This is a genomic window from Comamonas humi (assembly GCF_054782535.1).
Map to the genome: position 1 here is coordinate 150751 of NZ_BAAGSH010000005.1, position 18240 is coordinate 168990.

Annotated in this window: 17 protein-coding genes; 11 read left to right on the forward strand and 6 right to left on the reverse strand. The window is 68.6% G+C overall.

Annotated elements, in window-relative coordinates:
• Positions 1-4 precede the first annotated feature (4 nt).
• Complete coding sequence (locus tag ACYVKR_RS05020) at positions 5-478, reverse strand: GspH/FimT family pseudopilin (protein ID WP_460479704.1); 474 nt, start codon at positions 476-478, stop codon at positions 5-7.
• Positions 479-491: 13 nt separating this feature from the next.
• Positions 492-920: a type IV pilin protein gene (locus tag ACYVKR_RS05025; protein ID WP_460479705.1), complete on the reverse strand. Its 429-nt coding sequence runs from the start codon at positions 918-920 to the stop codon at positions 492-494.
• Between the two features lie 206 nt (positions 921-1126).
• On the opposite strand from ACYVKR_RS05025, the gene ACYVKR_RS05030 reads away from it, so the two are divergent.
• The 5 genes from ACYVKR_RS05030 to ACYVKR_RS05050 all read left to right on the forward strand — a co-directional run bounded on the left by ACYVKR_RS05030 (position 1127) and on the right by ACYVKR_RS05050 (position 5664).
• Positions 1127-1990 carry a DUF6502 family protein gene (locus tag ACYVKR_RS05030; protein WP_460479706.1) on the forward strand — a complete coding sequence of 288 codons (864 nt, stop codon included), beginning with the start codon at positions 1127-1129 and terminating at the stop codon, positions 1988-1990.
• Positions 1987-3846: a DUF5666 domain-containing protein gene (locus ACYVKR_RS05035; protein WP_460479707.1), complete on the forward strand. Its 1860-nt coding sequence runs from the start codon at positions 1987-1989 to the stop codon at positions 3844-3846. Before ACYVKR_RS05030 ends, ACYVKR_RS05035 begins: the two co-directional genes overlap by 4 nt.
• A gap of 18 nt (positions 3847-3864) precedes the next feature.
• Positions 3865-4584, forward strand: coding sequence for an HAD family hydrolase (gene gph / locus ACYVKR_RS05040; protein WP_460479708.1), 720 nt, complete (start codon positions 3865-3867; stop codon positions 4582-4584).
• On the forward strand, positions 4584-4973 hold the full coding sequence (gene speD / locus ACYVKR_RS05045; protein WP_460479709.1) for an S-adenosylmethionine decarboxylase family protein: 390 nt from the start codon (positions 4584-4586) through the stop codon (positions 4971-4973). The genes gph and speD overlap by 1 nt, the downstream gene beginning before the upstream one ends.
• Before the next feature lie 163 nt (positions 4974-5136).
• A complete protein-coding gene (locus ACYVKR_RS05050) occupies positions 5137-5664 on the forward strand; it encodes a VOC family protein (RefSeq protein WP_460479710.1) in 528 nt (175 codons plus the stop codon).
• Between the two features lie 131 nt (positions 5665-5795).
• Here ACYVKR_RS05050 and ACYVKR_RS05055 read toward each other — a convergent pair whose 3' ends face one another.
• The 4 genes from ACYVKR_RS05055 to ACYVKR_RS05070 are packed head-to-tail and all read right to left on the reverse strand — an operon-like array spanning position 5796 to position 12699.
• Complete coding sequence (locus ACYVKR_RS05055) at positions 5796-7964, reverse strand: oxidoreductase (protein ID WP_460479711.1); 2169 nt, start codon at positions 7962-7964, stop codon at positions 5796-5798.
• Between the two features lie 10 nt (positions 7965-7974).
• Positions 7975-9468, reverse strand: coding sequence for an alcohol dehydrogenase catalytic domain-containing protein (locus ACYVKR_RS05060; RefSeq protein ID WP_460479712.1), 1494 nt, complete (start codon positions 9466-9468; stop codon positions 7975-7977).
• A gap of 5 nt (positions 9469-9473) precedes the next feature.
• Positions 9474-10955 (reverse strand): FAD-dependent oxidoreductase, encoded by a 1482-nt coding sequence (locus ACYVKR_RS05065; protein WP_460479713.1) that lies wholly within the window; start codon positions 10953-10955, stop codon positions 9474-9476.
• A gap of 13 nt (positions 10956-10968) precedes the next feature.
• The gene (locus tag ACYVKR_RS05070) at positions 10969-12699 is read right to left on the reverse strand and encodes an FAD-dependent oxidoreductase (RefSeq protein ID WP_460479714.1); all 1731 of its coding nucleotides are present in this window, start codon (positions 12697-12699) and stop codon (positions 10969-10971) included.
• Positions 12700-12836: 137 nt separating this feature from the next.
• Here ACYVKR_RS05070 and ACYVKR_RS05075 point away from each other — a divergent pair, with 137 nt between their 5' ends.
• The 6 genes from ACYVKR_RS05075 (at position 12837) to trpD (ending at position 18205) form a co-directional block, all read left to right on the forward strand.
• On the forward strand, positions 12837-13433 hold the full coding sequence (locus ACYVKR_RS05075; RefSeq protein ID WP_460479715.1) for a TetR/AcrR family transcriptional regulator: 597 nt from the start codon (positions 12837-12839) through the stop codon (positions 13431-13433).
• A 279-nt stretch (positions 13434-13712) separates the two neighbouring features.
• Entirely contained in the window at positions 13713-15212 is a 1500-nt protein-coding gene (gene trpE, locus ACYVKR_RS05080; RefSeq protein WP_460479716.1) for an anthranilate synthase component I family protein, read from the forward strand.
• Positions 15209-15529, forward strand: a complete 321-nt coding sequence (locus ACYVKR_RS05085) for a chorismate mutase (RefSeq protein ID WP_460479717.1) — start codon at positions 15209-15211, stop codon at positions 15527-15529. Before trpE ends, ACYVKR_RS05085 begins: the two co-directional genes overlap by 4 nt.
• Before the next feature lie 10 nt (positions 15530-15539).
• Positions 15540-16112 carry an anthranilate synthase component II gene (locus tag ACYVKR_RS05090; protein WP_460479718.1) on the forward strand — a complete coding sequence of 191 codons (573 nt, stop codon included), beginning with the start codon at positions 15540-15542 and terminating at the stop codon, positions 16110-16112.
• A 36-nt stretch (positions 16113-16148) separates the two neighbouring features.
• Positions 16149-17153 (forward strand): hypothetical protein, encoded by a 1005-nt coding sequence (locus ACYVKR_RS05095; protein ID WP_460479719.1) that lies wholly within the window; start codon positions 16149-16151, stop codon positions 17151-17153.
• A gap of 20 nt (positions 17154-17173) precedes the next feature.
• Complete coding sequence (trpD, locus tag ACYVKR_RS05100; protein WP_460479720.1) at positions 17174-18205, forward strand: anthranilate phosphoribosyltransferase; 1032 nt, start codon at positions 17174-17176, stop codon at positions 18203-18205.
• Positions 18206-18240 lie beyond the last annotated feature (35 nt).

The window sequence follows — 18240 nt, forward strand, 5'->3', positions numbered from 1 at the left end:
GGCTTTAGGTCGGGCAGGCGGAGGTGGTGCTCTTGGGCCGCCCCGAAGGATCGAGCGAAATGCAGCGCTGGCGCGATGCATCGCTGGTCCTCAGCTCGAAGCGCACGACGCTGGCGCTGGACGAGACCCGTCCGCTGCCGTTGAAGCTGACGGAGCCGGGGGCCGTCGCGAACGAAACGCCGCCGCCCACCTGGTTCTTCTTGCTGATCTCTTCGGTGCCCACGGTCAGGCTCCAGCCGCTGGCCCAGCCGCCGGCCGCGGGGGTCAGCGTGGTCGTGGCGCCGCGCTTGAGCGCTTCGCTGCGCGCCAGGATCAGGTCGGACACCACGTCGAAAGCCGTTGCCCGGATGCGCTGCGCTTCCAGCAACTGGCGAAACGACGGGGCTGCCAGCGTGAGGATGATGGCGAGCACGGCAATGGTGACCATCAGCTCTATCAGCGTGAAGCCGTGTGGGACGGTGCGATGGCGGGCATGCATGCGGTGGTCCCCATTACCAGCAGGTGCTGGGCGACTTGGCGCCGGTGTGGGTGAGCGAAAGGGTGCCGCAGGTGTCCCGGGCCTGGTTGCCGGTGGGCGTGGCCGTGGCCGTGAACGTCGGGGGCGTCCCGCCGGCGGCAATGCTGAGGGTGTAGGAGGCGCTCACCGAAGGCGGGACCGAGGTGTTGAGCGCCGTCAGGGCCGTCTGGGTGTCGGCGTCGCTGGGCGGGGTCGCGCCTGCATAGGTGCGCGTATCGAGCAGCCGCTGCTGCTGGCGGGTGCCAATGTCCATGAGCACGGACTGGGCCTCCGCGCGGCGGGACTTGCGCACGTACTCCGCATACGACGGGTACGCAATCGCCGCCAGGATGCCCACGATGGCCACGGTGATCATCAGCTCGATCAGCGTGAACCCTCCCATTCGCCGTTCTTGTGTATGCATGGCGTCCGTATCAAGTGTGTTTATTTGTTTATTAATGGGAAATTATCACATTCACGGAAATGTGAATTTTTACCGAAAAAATCGGGGACGGGCGGTAGCAGAGGGCCGATGAGCGGTAGCCTTGGAGGCTGGTGGCGATATTGCGAGCCGAGTGCGGCGACAATGTCAGTCTGTAACTTCATCTACACACTTTTTTCACATCTGCCATGCAAGACCGCTTGACTTGGACCCAATCCGCCCTGGCGCGCATACTGCGCCCGGCGGTGCGGCTCGCGCTGGCGATGGGGCTCAAGCATCCGCAGCTGGAAGAAGTGCTGCGCGACCTGCTGCTGGATGAGGCCCGGCACCTGTGGCGGGGCCAGGGGGTGGCGCACCCCAATCTGAGCCAGCTCTCGATCACCACCGGGCTCAACCGCAAGGACGTGACGGCGCGGGTGCGCCAGACGCGCGACCCCTTGCCGGCCACCGAGGGCTCGGCCGCCGCCAAGGCCTACACGGCCTGGTTGCAGCTGGCGGCCGACGAGCCCGCCCGGCGGCGCCTGCCCATCGTGGATACGGGTGACGGCCCCTCGTTCGAGCTGGTGGCGCGGCTGGCCTCGCGCGGCAATGTGCACCACCGGGCCTTGCTGGAAGAGCTGCAGCGCCTGGGCCTGGTGGCCGTGCTGGCGGGCGATGCCGAGGGCGAGGTGGAGCTGGCGGGCGACGGCTTCGTGCCGGCCGGCAGCCTGCGGGACATGCTGGCCTTCACCGGCGACAACGTGCGCGACCATCTGCTCGCGGCCGTGGGCAACACCATGGGGCAGCAGCCGCGGATGCTGGAGCGCGCGGTCTATGCATCGGGCCTGACGGCGCAGGAGTGCGAGCGCATCCATCTGCTGATGCGCGAGCGCTGGGAGACCATGCACTACCAGCTGGTGCGCGACATGGGGCAGGCGCATGCCGAGGCCGAAGGCCACGGCACGGCGCGGATGCGCGTGGGCATCTATGTCTACCACGAGGATGAGTCTCCAGAAGGCCCGGCCGCAGAGCCTGGCCACCACAAGAACGTACATACCAAGGGGCCAACATGAAAACAGGAATACGCGCGTTGAAGGCGGTACTGCTGGTGGCGTTGGCGCTGATGCTGGCCGCCTGCGGAGGCGGCGATGGCATCGGCTCGGGCGGCACGGGTATCTTCCGCTCGGTCGTGGCGGTGGGCAGCGTCGATGGCGTGGACGGCAACGGGCAGGTCGCCGTCAACGGCGTGCGTTTCGACACGCGCCAGGCACAGGTCGAGATCGACGGTGCCGCTGGCCAGCACAGCTGGCTGGACCTGAAGCGGGGCATGACGGTGGAGGTGAGCGGCACCGTGGATGCGGGGCTGAGCACCGGCACGGCCAGCTACGTGCTGTCGGTGCCCGAGCTGCGCGGCACGGTGGATGCGGTGGAAGCGGCAGCAGGCCGGTTCAAGGTGCTGGGTGTGCCGGTGTCGGTGGACGATGCCACGGTATTCGCCGGGCTGGACGGCATCGGGGCGCTGCAGCCGGGGCAGGCCGTGCAGGTATATGCGCTGCCCGCTGGTGGCTCGGGCGGCAGCGCGCTGCGGGCCTCGCGCGTCGAAGCCGTCGCGGTTGTATCGGCGCCCATGCTGTGGGGCGAGGTGCAGGAGCTGGACACGGTGGCGCGCCGCTTCCGCCTGGGCAACCTGCTGGTCGAGTATGGGCAGGCGGCCACGGTGGGCGGGCTGGATGTGGGCAAGCTGACCAATGGCGTCGTGCTGTATGTGAGCGCGGCGTCGGTGCCGGTGGGCGGCGTGGTCCAGGCGCAGCAGCTGCGCCCGGCCCATGCGCTGTCACCGCAGGCGGGTGTGTCGGTGGCGCTGACCGGGGTGGTGACGAAATTTATCTCGCTGCAATCGCTGGTGGTGCAGGGCACGCAGGTCAACCTGGCTGGCGCCACCATCACCGGCGGACAGGCCGGCGACGTGGGCTTGGGCGTCACGCTGGAGGTTGCCGGCCGCATGGTGGGCGGTGTGCTGGTGGCGGAGCGGGCGCTGATCCGCCAGCCCGCTCTGCCTGCCGCCAACGAGCCTGGCGGCGGCACTGGCAATGCCAATGGAGGAGCTGGCAGCACCGGCAACGGCAACTCCGGCGGCAATGAAAACAACAACAGCGGTGGCAATGCCAATGGCGGAACCGGCAATACCGGCAATGGCAACTCCGGAGCCAACGGCAACAGCGGCAATGGAGACAACAGCGGCGGCAATGCCAACGGAAACGGAAATGGCAACGCCAATGGCGGAACCGGCAATACCGGCAACGGCAACTCTGGCGCCAATGGCAACAGCGGCAATGGCAACAACAGCGGTGGCAATGCCAACGGCAATGGCAATGGCAACGCCAATGGAGGAACCGGAAACACCGGCAACGGCAACTCTGGAGCCAACGGCAACAGCGGCAATGGAAACAACAGCGGCGGCAATGCCAACGGAAACGGCAATGGCAATGGCAACGCCAATGGAGGAACCGGAAACACCGGCAACGGCAACTCTGGAGCCAACGGCAACGGCGGCAATGGAAACAACAGCGGCGGCAATGCCAACGGAAACGGCAATGGCAACGCCAATGGCGGAACCGGCAATACCGGCAACGGCAACTCCGGCGCCAATGGCAACAGCGGCAATGAAAACAACAACAGCGGTGGCAATGCCAACGGAAACGGAAATGGCAATGGCAACGCCAATGGAGGAGCCGGAAACACTGGCAACGGCAATTCCGGAACCAACGGCAACAGCGGCAGTGAAAACAACAACAGCGGCGGCAACGGAAACGGCAATGCCAACGGCGCTACCAACGGAAACGGCAACTCCACGACCAACGGCAATGGCAATCCCAATGCCGGCAGCAACAATGGAAATGGAAACAACAAAGGCAAGAGCGGGGCATGAAGGCCACGCGGCACATCCATGACACAGAACCCGCACCGCTTTCACGCCGCCATCGTTGACCTGGACGGCACCATGGTGGACACCATGGGCGACTTTGCCGAGGCGCTGAACCGCATGCTGGCCGACCTGCGGCTGCCGGCGATCGCGCCCGCGGCGATCGAGGACATGGTGGGCAAGGGTTCGGAGCACCTGCTGCGCTCGGTGCTGCGCCATGTGCTGGCGCAGGAAGGCTCGGAGCCGACGGCGGAGGCCATCGAGGCGCTGTATCCCCAGGCCTGGGAGCGCTACCAGCACCATTACCTCGCCATCAACGGCCAGTACTCCCGCGTCTATGCCGGGGTGGAGCAGGGGCTGTCGCAGCTGCGAGCCCAGGGGCTGAAGCTGGCCTGCCTTACCAACAAGCCGCTGGGGTTCGCCGAGCCGCTGCTGCAGGCCAAGGGCCTGCGCGGGTACTTCGAATGCGTGTTCGGCGGCGACTCGTTCGAGCGCAAGAAGCCCGATCCGCTGCCGCTGGTCCGGACCTGCGCGGCGCTGGGCAGCGAGCCTGCCGGCACCCTGATGATCGGCGACTCTAGCAACGACGCGCAGGCCGCGCAGGCGGCGGGCTGCCCGGTGGTGCTGGTCACCTATGGCTACAACCACGGCCGCGATATCCGCGAGGTGCCGGCGCGCGCCTACGTGGATTCGCTGGCACAGCTGGATGGGGTGGTGGCAGAGCCGGTGCCCGGCAACGTGTGATGGACGGCCTGCACCTGACGGCGGACCTGTATGGCTGCCGGTGCGATCCCGCCTGGCTGCTCGACGAGGCGCAACTCGCGCGCCTGTGCCAGCAGCAGGTCGCCGCGGCGGGGCTGACCGCGGTGGGCGAGCGCTGGGTGCGCTTTCCTGGCGCGGGCGGCGTGACCGGCGTGGTGCTGCTGGCCGAGTCGCACCTCGCGCTGCACACCTGGCCCGAGGCGGGCAACGCCACGCTGGACATCTATGTCTGCAACTTCTCGGGCGACAACACCGGCAAGGCGCACGGCCTGCTGGAAGCCTTGCTGGCACTGCTGCAGCCGCAGCGGGTGCTGCGCCAGCAACTGCAGCGGGGCGCCATGGCCCTGGAGGCCGGCGTGACGGCGCTTTGACCGGGCTGGACCGGATCGGATTTCACCCAGATTGGCTTGGCACAAAAACCAGAAACTGTGACAATGTATATGTCGCAAATTTTGATATTTGTGCCGTAATGGTGCCGCCCGCTTCGGAGCGGCGCCTCCCTTTGGCTGAAATTCGATGGCAAGGAACAATCCCATGAGCAGGGCGTGGCTGGGTCCGCTGGACCAGATCGGTTATCTCGTTGACAACCTCGAAGCCGGCGTGCAGCGCTGGCAGCGGCACTTTGGCCTGGGGCCGTGGACGGTGTTCCGCAACGTCAGCATGCAGGGGCGCTACCGCGGCGAGCCGGTGACGGTGACCATGGACGTGGGCCTGGCCTACCAGGGTTCGGTGCAGATCGAGCTCATCCAGGTGACGAACGCTTCGCCCTCGCCCTACCGCGATGCCCAGGGCCGCGCCCTGAGCGGCATGCACCACATGGCCTGGGTGGTCGAGGACCTGGAGCAGACCGTGGCGCGCCTGCAGGCCGGCGGGCTGCAGGTGGTGTTCGAGGCCTCGAATGCCGCGTCGAAGGTGGCTTACCTGGAAGACCCGGCCGAGCCCGGCGTGCTGTACGAAGTCATCCACGGCGCGGCCATGCGCGAGATGATCCGCCAGGGCATTGCTGCATCCCGGGACTGGGACGGCTCGAACCCCGTGCAGGAGATCGACCTGGCGCAGTGAGTCTTTGGGAAAAAGCTTTTAAAAAAGATAGCTGCCAGCGCTTGGTACACCAAGGTTTTCATATGAAAACCATTTGAAAATAAGGTGTAGAGAGCGCTGGCAGCTCTGTTTTTTGATGCCCTTGGAGGTGTTCAGGCGCTGACCGCCATGGTCTCCGCCACCGTGGCGGCTCCCTGCGAGATGCGCGTGGCTGCCTGGGCCGCATCGCGCATGGCGCCCTCGATGTAGCCCACGCCCTGGCAGTCGCCCACGGCGTGCACCGCAAAGCCGGCCTGCGCCAGCTGGTCGGCCAGCGTGAGGTCGCCGCTGGCGCCCTGGGCGACGATCACCTGGTCGGCCTCGATGGCCCGGGCGTGGCCTCCAGCGTCGCGGAAGTCCACCGCCGCGGCGCCGATGCGGATGTCGGCGGCGCCCGCGAAGAGCTGCACGCCATGCGCCTGCAGCTCGGCCAGCAGCCGCATGCGGCGCACCACGGTCAGCCCCGCGCCCAGGCGCGGCGCGGCATCGACGACCGCCACCGTGCGGCCGCGCTCCAGCAGGAATTCGGCCAGCTCCAGCCCGACGAGTTCGCCGCCGATGATGGCGATGCGCTGGCCCAGCGGCATCCATTGGCGCGTGGCCTGGCGCAGGAAATCCAGGTTGGCCGTCAGGCCAGTGGCGGCGCCGACCTTCGCGGCCAGGCGGGTGCTCCAGCTCAGCTTGCGCGCCAGCTCCGGCGAGCTGCCGCCCAGCACCAGCTGGCGCATGTCGTCGCCGCTGAGCACGTGGGGCAGGTCGTTGCCGGGAATGTCGGGCAGGCCGCGCCGGGCGCCGGTGGCCACGACCACGGCATCGGGCGCCAGGCGCTGCAGCAGCGCCAGCGTGGCCGGCGTGCGCAGCCGCACCTCGGCGCCGGATTGCGCCACGGCGCGCTGCAGCCAGTCGAGCAGGCGCTCGTTGGCGGGGTAGCCCAGCGATGCGAAGCGCAGCGTGCCGCCGAGCCGGTCGGCCTGCTCCAGCAGCGTCACGCGGTGGCCATCGGCCGCCAGGCGCCGCGTGGCTTCCATGCCGCCGGGGCCGCCGCCGATCACGACGACGTGCCGGCCGCTCACTGCCGACGGACGCTGCAGGTGCTCCCGGCCCAGCTCCGGGTTGACCGCGCAACGCGCCGGCTCGCCCAGGTAGATGGCGCTGATGCAGGTGTAGCAGTACACGCAGGGCCGCACGGCCTCGGGCTGGCCCAGCGCCAGCTTGCGCGGCAGCTCCGGGTCGGCCAGCAGCTTGCGCCCCATGGCGACGAAGTCGAGTTCGCCGGCGGCGATCCGGGCGTCGGCCACCTCGGGCTCCACCCGCCCCGAGGCAATCACCGGAATGGTGACGGCGGCCTTGATGCGCGCGGCAAAGGGCAGGTTCAGGCCAGGCGCGTGCGGTGTGTGCGAGGCCGAGTGCAGCAGGGGCTGGCCCGCGTCGTGGTAGGCGGTGACGGTGATGGCGTCGGCGCCGGCGGCTTCGAGCAGCGCGGCGCTGCGCACGGCGTCCTCGATGGTGATGCCGCCGGCCTGCCCTTCCTCGCGCGAGTCGAGCTTGCACCACACGGGAAAGTCCGCGCCCACGGCCTGGCGCACGGCGCGCAGCACTTCGAGCAGCAGGCGCAGGCGGTTTTCCAGCGGGCCGCCATAGGCGTCGGTGCGCTGGTTGCTGTGGGGCGAGACAAAGGAGCCGAGCAGGTAGCCGTGGCCGCCGTGGATTTCCACGCCGTCGAAGCCGGCGCGCCGGGCGCGCAGCGCGGCGGCCGCGAACTGTGCCACCACGGTGGCGATGTCCGCTGGCTCCATGACCTTCACGCTGACCTCGCGGATGCGGCTGAACGGGGCGCGCGCCAGCTCCTCGGGCAGGAAGGTGGCGGTGAAGTCGCCCGAAGGCATGCCGGGGTAGGACGGCCCCCAGATGGGCCGCCCCGCGAGCATGTCTTCCATGCCGACCAGGCCGCCGTGGTGCAGTTGCGCGGCAATCTTCGCGCCATGCGCATGCACGGCCTGCGTCAGCTTTTCCAGTCCGGGCAGGAAGCGGTCCTCGGAGATGGCGATCTGGCAGGTCTGGTTGCCGCCGACCGGCCAGGCCACGCCGGCGACGCCGGTGATGATGAGGCCCGCGCCACCGCGGGCCTGGGCTTCGTGGTAGCGGACCAGACGCTCGCCGCAGTGCCCATCGGGCTCGGCCAGGCTGGCGCCCATGGCGGTCACGACGATGCGGTTGCGCAGCTCCAGCGTGCCGATGCGGCCGGAGGACAGAAGGTGGGGGTAGCGTGGGGGGACGGGCATGGCACTGGCCTCAGGGAATGAGCACGATCTTTCCGCCCACGCCGCCTTGCTCCATCAGCCGGTGCGCGTCGGCCACCTCGGCCAGCGCAAAGCGGCGGGCGATGGGCATGGGGTGCTGGCGCATGCGCTCGCGCGCAAAGCGCTGCAGGCGCGGGCCGTCGAAGTGCACGATCAGCGAGGTGCTGCGCTGGGTGGAGCCGGCCGGCGCCGCCGGCGGCGGAAAGGCCGTGGAGGCCACCACGCCATCGGGCCGTACGTAGGCGAAAAGCTGCTCGGCCACGGCACCGCCCACGGTATCGGCGATGAAGTCGAAGGGCCCGGCGGCCGCCAGCGCGGCGGGATCGCTCAGGTCGATGACGCCGGCTACCGGCAGGTCGGCCACCAGGGCCTCGCTGCCCTTGCGCACGCCCGCATAGACCTGGGCGCCCGCATCCAGCGCGGCCAGCACGGCGGCGCGGCCCGTCGATCCGCCCGCGCCCGTCACCAGGCCCTTCATGCCCTGGCGGGGTGCCACGCCGATTTCCACCAGCTGCGTGCCCGTGAGGCCGCCCGTGGGCAGGGCGGCGGCTTCGGCCAAGTCCATGCCGTCCGGCACCTGGGCGAATTGCGCCGCGTGGAACACCACGTATTCGGCATAGGCGCCGTCGCTCAAGGGGTTGAGCATGCCCATGACGCGGTCGCCGGGCTGGAAGTCGCTGACGCCTTCGCCCACGGCATCGACGATGCCGGCCACATCGCCACCCAGCTGGGCGGGAAAGCTCATGGGCATCCAGTCCTTGAGCCAGCCCTTGCGCGCCTTCACGTCCACGGGGTTGATGGCGGCCGCGGCCACGCGCACGCGGATCTGGCCGGGGCCGGGCTGGGGCACGGGAACCTGGGCCAGCTCGAACTGGTCGACGTCGCCATAGGCGCGCAATTGCGCGGCGTGCATGGAGGAGGGGGTAGGGGTGTCTGGCATGGAAGAGGCTTTCATGGATGGGGTGGAAAGAGGTTGCGGCGCGCCATAGCGGCGGGCCCGCGCCTGCAGCGCGTCGACAAAGCCGGCGAAGGCGGGGGTGAGCTCCAGCAGCTCGAGCAGCACGCCGGGCGCGGCGGCGCTGCGGAAGTAGCTGTAGCGCTGGCCGGTGGCGTCGCGGCCCTGGGCGAAATGCTCCATGCCATGGGCTTCGGCCCGCTGTACGTCGGCATCGAAGTCCTGGCTGAAGGCGGCCAGCCGCTGCAGACCGATGACGGGGCGACCCAGCGCATCGTGGAAGGGCGAAGGCCCGTCACCGCGCACCTGGATCAGCTCGAACAGCATGTCGCCATGCATGCACAGCGCCACGTCGAAGGGCGGGGAGATGGCCCGGCCTTCGTGGCTGAGGTTCAGGCGCAGGCCGCGGAACACCGTCCACGGGCCTATGCCGACCTGGGTTTCCCAGAAGCCCATCAACTGGTCGAGGCTGGCCGTGGTGAAGCTGATCTGGCGTATGGGGCCCAGCCAGGGGGCGAGGTTGTCTGTCATGGTCATCATCCAAGTGCCTGCTGGGCCGCGTGCCGGCCGGCGCGGCGGCCGAAGAAGGAGGCTTCGCCCAGACAGGTGCCCGAGGCATAGCCGTTGCTGTCCTGCGCGATGTTGGAGGCACAGGCCCCGGCCGCATACAGGCCGGCAACGGCTTGTGCGTTGTCGTCCAGCACCTGGCCCACGGCGTTCACGCGCAGGCCGCCCAGCGTGAAACCGGTGTACACGGCCTGGCCAAACGACAGGTCGAAGGCCGCGTAGGGGCCCTGGCTCAAGGGCTTGAGCCACTTCGGGTATTTATGGAACTGCGGGTCCTGCCCCTGCGCCGCATGCTGGTTGTAGTCGCGCAGGGTGGCTTGCAGTGCGCCTTCCGGCAGGCCCAGGCCGGCTTCCATCTCGGCCACGGTCTCGAAGCCGTCGACCAGGCGCTGGCGCGTGAGCTCGGCAAAGCGCGGGTAGGCAAAGATCTCGGCATCGACGATGAGGTAGACCTTGCCTTCGGGCTGCCGCACGCTGGCGATGCTGGAGCGTGCATGGTAGGAGTCCTCGGCCACGAAGCGCCGGCCGTCGCGGTTGACCAGGATGCCCTTGAGCAGGTCTTCGGGTGGGTAGAAGGGCGAGGTCAGAAACGCTTGGTCCATGTGCTGCACCGCACCGCCGGCCGCCTGGCCCAGGCGTATGCCCAGGCCGTCATCGTGGGGCCCGCCCTGGATGTAGGAACTGCCCAGCACCGGCACATGCTGCGCCACCATTTCGGGGTTCTGGCCGAAGCCACCCGCCGCCAGCACCACGCCGCGCGTAGCGCGCAGGTGCAACGTCTCGTCAAAGCGCCGCACGCGCACGCCGACGATGCGGCTGTGCGCCCCCTGGCCTTCGCGCAGCAGCGCATCGACCTTGCTGTACAGGCTGGTGCGCACGCCCTGGGCCTCGGCGCGTTGCGCCAGCAGGTTCAGCGCCAGCGCCGCGCCGCCGTCCTCGCCGTCGAAGGCCACCTTGTGGCCGCGGGGCGCGGGCCGGGCCTGGTCGCGGTAGGGCCAGACCTGCTCGTTGCCCGTCCAGATCAGGCAGTCCTTGCCCGGCTGGATCACGTTCTTGTGCGGGTAGTAGCTGCGCTCGAAGGGAATGCCCTGGGCTTCGAGCCAGTCGAAGTGGGCCACGCTGCCGCAGCAGTAGGCTTCTATCTTTTCGGCATCGGGTGCGAGGGACGTGGCGGTGAGGTGGCGAGCCATGTCCTCGGCGCTATCCTCGAAGCCGCAGGCGCGCTGCACGGCCGTGCCGCCGCCCAGGTAGAAGTGCCCCGAGGCCGCCGCCGTGGTGCTGGCGCCGCCGCCGCTGCGCTCGGCCACCAGCACCGAGGCGCCGGCGGCCCGCGCTTCCAGCGCCGCGCACACGCCGGCCATGCCGCTGCCCACGACCAGCACCTCGGCTTCGTCGTCCCAGGCCGCGACTGCGCTGGCGTCCAGGCACAGGTCTTCCGTGAGGTCTGCCATGGATGTTCTTCCTTCAGGCAGCCGCCGTGCCAGCGATGTGGTTGGCCGCGATGTAGGCAAAGGTCATAGCCGGGCCTATGGTGGAGCCGGGCCCGGGGTAGGTCTTGCCCATCAGCGCGGCCGAGGTGTTGCCCACGGCATAGCAGCCGGCGATGGCCGAGCCGTCGGGACGCAGCACCCGCGCGAAGGCATCGGTGCGCAGCCCGCCCTTGGTGCCCAGTTCGCCCGGATCTATGCGCAGCGCGTAGAACGGTCCCTTTTCGATCGGCCCCAGGCAGGGATTGGGCTGGCAGTTGGAGTCGCCGTAGTAGCGGTCGAACAGGCTGTTGCCCTTGCCGAACTCGGGGTCCGTGCCTTCGGCGGCAAAGCGGTTCATTTGCGCCACGGTGCGGCCCAGGCCCGCGGCGTCCACGCCTATCTTGCGGGCCAGGGCGTCCAGCGTGTCGGCGCGGTAGATGACCTTGTCCAGCCAGCCGTCGGGGATCTTGCTGTCAGGCTGCACGCTGCCGGGCAGCAGCACGCCGCAGGGGTAGTTCTTGCGGTACTCGGCGTCGAACACCAGCCAGGCCGGCGTGTTGGCGCCGCTGGCCTGCTGGTCGGCATACATGGCGTAGATGATGTCGGTGTAGGGAGCGGCCTCGTTGACGAAGCGCCGGCCCAGGCGGTTGACCATCACGCAGCGTGGAAAGGCCCGCTCCACGAACAGGCCGCGCTGGCTGGCCTCGCCCGGCACATGCACCGTGGGCACGCCCCAGGTGTCACCCATCAGGTGCGTGTCGGCCCCCAGCTCCAGGCCGGCGCGTATGCCATCGCCGGTGTTGATGGGCGGCGCGGCCGTCCATTCGGCGCGCGTGGGCGCGGGCAGGTACTGCTGGCGCATGGCCTGGTCGGCCTCGAAGCCACCGCAGGCCAGGATCACGGCACGGCGCGCGCCCACTTGCAGGCGCTGGCCCTGGCGCTCGACGGCGAGGCCGGTGACCCGGCCGCCGGCATATTGCAGCGACAGCATGGTCGTCCTCAGCCACAGCGCAATGCCGCGCTGCTCCAGCGCCGCGCGCAGGCTGGCGACCAGGGCGTTGCCCAGCGTCAGGCGGCGGTCGCGGCGGGTGCGCAGGCGCCAGCGCACATCCAGTGCATAGCGCAGGGCCAGCCTGGCAGTCAGCCCCAGCCAGCCGCGCTCCTTGGCGACGATGGTGTGGGCCTCGACCTGGGACATGGAGATGCGCCCGGCGATCTGCGTGGCCGGCGAGGACGGGCGCATGTCGTCGAAATGCGGCCCCAGTTTGCGGGCATCGAAGGGCTTGGGCTCCATCGTGCGGTAGCCGGGCTTGCCGCCCTGGCGCTCGGGGTAGTAGTCGGGGTAGCGCGCCACGGCGAGAAAGTGGACATCGGCGTCCGCGGCCAGGTACTGGACCATCTTCGGGCCGTTCTCCAGATAGGCGTCCATGCGCTGCGGGTCGTATTCCGTGCCCACTACCTCGCGCAGGTAGGTGACGGCTTCTTCGTAGGAATCGCTGCCCCCGAGGCCTTCGATCTGGCCGTTGCAGGGAATCCAGATGCCGCCGCCGGACACCGCCGTGGTGCCGCCGTAGACCTCGCTCTTCTCGATGACCAGCACCGACAGGCCCTGGTCGTGCGCGCGCAGCGCGGCGGTCAGGGCCCCGGCGCCGGAGCCGACGACGACCACGTCGTATTCGGCATCCCACAGCGGATGGCTTTCTGGATGGCTTTGGTTTTGTCTCATGGCAACCTTTTGATCTTGCTATGTCACATATTAAATTAAATGTGCCAAATGATGGCACAAATCTGGATGTTGTGCCACGCATGCGAAAATGGCGCGCTGGCCGGGCAGGGGTCCGGCACCGGATGCAAGAGGTGCACATGAGCCGACAGTTGCGCTGGGATGGCGCCAGCAGAATGGAGAACGCCAGCGATGGCCGCACGCTGATCCTGCGTGCGGCGCTGGAGGCGATGATTGCCCAGGGGGTCGAGGGCTTTGCCATCGACGACGTGGCCCAGCGGGCCAGCATCTCGCGGCGCACCCTGTACCGCTATTTCGGCAGCAAGAAGGAACTGATCCAGGCGGTGATCAGCGCCGAGAACGCCGCCTTCTTCGAGGAAATGCGGCGCAACCTGAGCGCAATCGAGGACGACTTCGAGCGCTACCTGCCGGAGTGCATCTGCTTTGCCGTGCGCTACCTCGACCGGCACAACGGCGGGTTCCACCACACCTACCTGGCCCGGAGCGGAACGGCCGAGGTCTTCGGCCTGATCTTCGAGAACATCGCCCCCATGTGGCGCGAGCTGCTGGCGGCGCCGTACCAGCGCTATGCCGATCTCCACGGCCCGGCGGTGCAGCCGCTGGACGAACTCATCGCGCTGATCAGCCGCATCGGGCTGGCCTACTGCTTGGTGCCGGCCGACGAGGAGGCGATCCGCCGGCAACTGGCCGTCGTCCAGCTGGTCCGCACCCGCTGATCGTCGACCGCGCGGAAATGCCCGGCTTTTGCCAGCGCGCCGGTTTCGTTTGCTACACTAGCCGCCATGTTCATCCATCAAGCAGTCATTGCAGGTCGTTCGCACCGGGGAGCTTGGCCCTGGCGTAAGCCTGCGCACGTGACCGTTTGATTGCCGCTGGGTGACACGCCCCAGCGTGCGCCCTCCGGTCATGCCCTGTGGCATGGCCTTCTCTTTGATGAACTGCAGCGCACGAGACACACACTTCCAGCGTGCGCTGCCCTAGCTGGGGACGACTTCGTGATCACCGAACTCGAATTCAAAAGTCTGGCCGACCAAGGCTACAACCGCATTCCACTCGTCGCCGAAGCCTTCGCCGATCTGGAAACACCGCTCTCCCTCTATCTGAAGCTGGCGCATACGCACGACGACGGCAAGTACAGCTTCCTGCTCGAATCCGTCGTGGGCGGCGAGCGCTTCGGGCGCTACAGCTTCATCGGCCTGCCCGCCCGCACCCTGCTGCGCGCCACCGGCTTCGGCGCCGCAGCGCAGACCGAGGTCGTGACCGACGGCACGGTGGTGGAGACGGCGCCGGGCAATCCGCTCGATTTCATCGCCAGCTACCAGCAGCGCTTCAAGGTGGCGGTCAGCCCCGGGCTGCCGCGCTTTTGCGGCGGTTTGGCGGGCTATTTCGGCTACGACGCCGTGCGCCACATCGAGAAGAAGCTGGAGCATTCCTGCCCGCCTGACAGCCTGGGCACGCCCGACATCCTGCTGCTGCAGTGCGAGGAGGTGGCGGTCATCGACAACCTCTCGGGCAAGCTCTACCTCATCGTCTACGCCAACCCGGCCGAGCCCGAGGCCTATTCGCGCGCCAAGAAGCGCGTGCGCCAGCTCAAGGAGCGGCTGCGCTACTCGGTGAGCGTGCCGCAGATCAAGGCGGGCGACAGCCACCCGGCGCAGCGCAGCTTTGCCAAGGCCGACTACCTGAAGGCGGTGGACGAGGCCAAGGAGCTGATCGCCGCCGGCGACTTCATGCAGGTGCAGGTGGGCCAGCGCATCCACAAGCGCTACACCGAAAGCCCGCTGAGCCTGTACCGCGCGCTGCGCTCGCTCAACCCCAGCCCCTACATGTACTACTACCACATGGGCGACTTCCATGTGGTGGGCGCCAGCCCCGAGATCCTGGTGCGGCACGAGCGCGTGGAAGGCGGCGAGAAGATCACCATCCGCCCGCTGGCCGGTACCCGCCCGCGCGGCGCCACGCCCGAGAAGGACAAGGCCGCCGAGGTCGAGCTGGTCAACGACCCCAAGGAGCGCGCCGAGCACGTGATGCTGATTGACTTGGCGCGCAATGACATCGGCCGCATCGCCAGGACCGGCAGCGTCAAGGTGACCGAGGCCTTCGTGGTCGAGCGCTACAGCCATGTGATGCACATCGTGAGCAACGTCGAAGGCACGCTGCTGGAAGGCATGAACAGCATGGACGTGTTCAAGGCCACCTTCCCGGCCGGCACGCTGACCGGCGCGCCCAAGGTGCATGCGATGGAGATCATCGACCGGCTCGAACCCACCAAGCGCGGCATCTACGGCGGCGCCGTGGGTTATCTGAGCTATGCCGGCGACATGGACCTGGCCATCGCCATCCGCACCGGCGTGATCAAGGACGGCATGCTCTACGTGCAGGCCGCGGCCGGCGTGGTGGCCGATTCGGTGCCCGAGCTGGAATGGAAGGAAACGGAACACAAGGCACGCGCGCTGCTGCGCGCGGCCGAGCTGGTGGAGGAGGGGCTGGAATGATGCGCGCCATCGACAAGGTTGAAGACTGCGCCACGATGGCCGAGGTGCGTCGCCAGGTGGATGCGCTGGACGACATCCTCGTGCCGCTGCTGGTCACGCGCGGTGGCTACATGACGCAGGCCGCCAAGGTCAAGAACGACCCCGACCTGGTGCGCGACGAGGACCGCATCGAAACCATCGTCGCCCGCGTGCGCGAGCGCGCTGCGGCCGAGGGTGGCCAGCCCGACGTGATCGAGGCCATCTACCGCAGCATGATGGAGGCGTACATCGCCTACGAGCACCGCGAACTCGCCCGGCTGCAGGCCGGCACAGACTAGAAAGCAGGCCATGAAAAAACTCCTGATGGTCGACAACTACGACAGCTTCACCTACAACATCGTGCAGTACTTCGGCGAGCTGGGCGTCGAGGTGGTCGTGGTGCGCAACGACGAGACTTCGCTCGAGGAAATCGCTGCCCACCGGCCCGACTGGCTGGTGATCTCGCCCGGCCCGTGCTCGCCGGCCGAGGCCGGCATCTCGGTGCCCGCGATCCAGCACTTTGCCGGCAAGCTGCCCATCCTGGGCGTGTGCCTGGGCCACCAGGCGATTGGTGCGGCCTTTGGCGGCAACATCATCCGCGCGGTGCAGCAGATGCATGGCAAGACCAGCGTCATCACCACCACGCAGCAGGGCGTATTCGCCCACCTGCCGCAGCAGTTCACCGTCAACCGCTACCACTCACTGGTGATCGAGCGCGCCACCTGCCCCGAGGTGCTGGAGATCACTGCCACCAGCGGCGACGGCGAGATCCAGGGCGTGCGCCACCGCGAGCTGCCCATCCAGGGCGTGCAGTTCCACCCGGAAAGCATCCTCACCGAGCATGGCCACGCCATGCTGAAGAACTTTCTCGATGGCGCATAGCGCGGCCGTGCCGGCCGATCGAAGCAGGGGGCGCGCATGATCATTCCCGAGTACTGGGCGCAGGGCAGGGTGCAGCAGCGCGTGCGCGGCCGGCAGGTCACGATGCGGCGCTTCGGCTGGTCCGACATGAGCCAGCTCGATGCGCAGGCGATGGCCGATGCGCGCGCCCACGAGGCGATGGCGCAGGTGCTGGCCGGCGTGCCGCAGCCCGGTTTCGAGCGCAAGGTGGCCTACAACGGCGCGGACGGCGTGCCTATCCGCGAAGAGGTACTGCAGCGTGCCGGGCCCGAGGTCGTCACCCGCAACAGCTATGGCGCGCACTGCCTGAACACGCCGCGCGCGCTGTTCGCCGATGTGGACTACGAACAGCCCCGCTATACCTCTGGTTGGGGCAAGGTCTACCTCGTCGCCATCGCGCTCGCGGCAGGCCTGGCCTTTGCGGCCGTGCAGCGGGTGGCGGGCACTGGGTTTGGCGTGGCGGCGGCCCTGGTGGCCAGCCTGGTTGCACTGGTGGTGGTGTCGAGCCTGCAGGGCCGCGCCGAGGCGCGCGCCCGGGCCGTGGCGGCCCCCGGCATCCAGCAGCAGGCGCTGCAGCGGGTGCAGGACTTTGCCGCGGCCCACCCCGACTGGTCGCTGCGCCTGTACCAGACCCCCGCGGGCATGCGGGTGCTGGCGACGCACCGCCCCTTCGATCCGCTGGAGCCCGAGGTGCAGCGCTTCTTCGACGCCATCGGCGTGGACCGGCTGTACGCGCGCATGTGCCGCAACCAGCGGTGCTTTCGCGCCCGCCTGACCGGCAAGCCCTGGCGCATGGACATCGCCGAGCACATGCGCCCGCGCCCGGGCGTGTGGCCCATCAACCCCGAGCGCCTGCCCGAGCGCGAGGCCTGGGTGGCCCGCTACGAGCAGCGCAGCGCCGGCTACGCCGCCTGCCGCTTCGTGCAGGCGCTGGGGCCGGAGCGCACCGATGCAGCGATTGCCGGCGTGGTCGCGCTGCACGATGATCTGAGCAAAGCCAACCGTTCCCTGCCCCTGGCCTGATTTTTGGAGATTGGATTCCCATGTCGATTACCCCCCAGGAAGCGCTGCAGCGCACCATCGAGCACCGCGAAATCTTCCACGACGAGATGCTGCACCTGATGCGCATGATCATGCGCGGCGAGCTGTCGCCGGTGATGACGGCGGCCATCACCACCGGCCTGCGCGTCAAGAAGGAGACCATCGGCGAGATCAGCGCCGCCGCGCAGGTGATGCGCGAGTTCTCCACCAAGGTGCATGTGGCCGACAGCACGCACATGGTTGATGTGGTGGGCACCGGCGGCGACGGCGCCAGCACCTTCAACATCTCCACCTGCGCCATCTTCGTGTGCGCGGCGGCCGGCGCCAAGGTCAGCAAGCACGGCGGGCGCAGCGTCTCCAGCAAGAGCGGCAGCGCCGACGTGATGGAGGCGCTGGGCGTGCATATCGACCTCGCGCCTGAGCAGATCGCGCAGTGCATCGCCGACGTGGGCATTGGCTTCATGTTCGCGCCCAACCACCACCCGGCCATGAAGAACGTGGCGCCGGTGCGGCGCGAGCTGGGCGTGCGCACCATCTTCAACATCCTCGGCCCGCTGACCAACCCGGCCAGTGCGCCCAACATCCTGATGGGCGTGTTCCACGAGGACCTGGTCGGTATCCAGGTGCGCGCGCTGCAGCGCCTGGGCGCCGAGCATGCGCTGGTGATCTACGGCCGCGACGGGCTCGACGAGATCAGCCTGGGCGCCGGCACCCTGGTGGGTGAATTGAAGGACGGCGTGGTGCGCGAGTACGAGGTCCATCCCGAGGACTTCGGCATCCCCATGGTGGGCACGCGGGCCTTCCGCGTCGATACGCCCGAGCAGTCGCGCCAGATGCTGCTCGACGTGCTGGGCGGCGCCCAGGGCCCGGCGCGCGACATCGTGTGCCTGAACGCTGGCGCGGCGCTGTATGCGGCCAACGTGGCCGACTCCATCGCCGACGGCCTGGAGCGCGCACGCCAGGCCATCGACAGCGGCGCGGCCAAGGCCAAGCTGGAACAGCTGGTGCAGCGCACGCACGCGCTCGCGGCCTGAAGCGGGTGCGCAGCGCCGCCGCCCGTGGGAGCAGC

What these genes read in the sequence shown, in the direction of transcription:
- ACYVKR_RS05060 (WP_460479712.1), bottom strand. Translation starts at nt 9,468, where the DNA reads ATGACAGACAACCTCGCCCCCTGGCTGGGCCCCATACGCCAGATCAGC.
- ACYVKR_RS05025 (WP_460479705.1), bottom strand. Translation starts at nt 920, where the DNA reads ATGCATACACAAGAACGGCGAATGGGAGGGTTCACGCTGATCGAGCTG.
- ACYVKR_RS05070 (WP_460479714.1), bottom strand. Translation starts at nt 12,699, where the DNA reads ATGAGACAAAACCAAAGCCATCCAGAAAGCCATCCGCTGTGGGATGCC.
- ACYVKR_RS05055 (WP_460479711.1), bottom strand. Translation starts at nt 7,964, where the DNA reads ATGCCCGTCCCCCCACGCTACCCCCACCTTCTGTCCTCCGGCCGCATC.
- ACYVKR_RS05090 (WP_460479718.1), top strand. Translation starts at nt 15,540, where the DNA reads ATGAAAAAACTCCTGATGGTCGACAACTACGACAGCTTCACCTACAAC.
- speD (WP_460479709.1), top strand. Translation starts at nt 4,584, where the DNA reads ATGGACGGCCTGCACCTGACGGCGGACCTGTATGGCTGCCGGTGCGAT.
- ACYVKR_RS05030 (WP_460479706.1), top strand. Translation starts at nt 1,127, where the DNA reads ATGCAAGACCGCTTGACTTGGACCCAATCCGCCCTGGCGCGCATACTG.
- ACYVKR_RS05075 (WP_460479715.1), top strand. Translation starts at nt 12,837, where the DNA reads ATGAGCCGACAGTTGCGCTGGGATGGCGCCAGCAGAATGGAGAACGCC.
- ACYVKR_RS05085 (WP_460479717.1), top strand. Translation starts at nt 15,209, where the DNA reads ATGATGCGCGCCATCGACAAGGTTGAAGACTGCGCCACGATGGCCGAG.
- ACYVKR_RS05020 (WP_460479704.1), bottom strand. Translation starts at nt 478, where the DNA reads ATGCATGCCCGCCATCGCACCGTCCCACACGGCTTCACGCTGATAGAG.
- trpD (WP_460479720.1), top strand. Translation starts at nt 17,174, where the DNA reads ATGTCGATTACCCCCCAGGAAGCGCTGCAGCGCACCATCGAGCACCGC.
- gph (WP_460479708.1), top strand. Translation starts at nt 3,865, where the DNA reads ATGACACAGAACCCGCACCGCTTTCACGCCGCCATCGTTGACCTGGAC.
- ACYVKR_RS05095 (WP_460479719.1), top strand. Translation starts at nt 16,149, where the DNA reads ATGATCATTCCCGAGTACTGGGCGCAGGGCAGGGTGCAGCAGCGCGTG.
- ACYVKR_RS05065 (WP_460479713.1), bottom strand. Translation starts at nt 10,955, where the DNA reads ATGGCAGACCTCACGGAAGACCTGTGCCTGGACGCCAGCGCAGTCGCG.
- ACYVKR_RS05050 (WP_460479710.1), top strand. Translation starts at nt 5,137, where the DNA reads ATGAGCAGGGCGTGGCTGGGTCCGCTGGACCAGATCGGTTATCTCGTT.
- ACYVKR_RS05035 (WP_460479707.1), top strand. Translation starts at nt 1,987, where the DNA reads ATGAAAACAGGAATACGCGCGTTGAAGGCGGTACTGCTGGTGGCGTTG.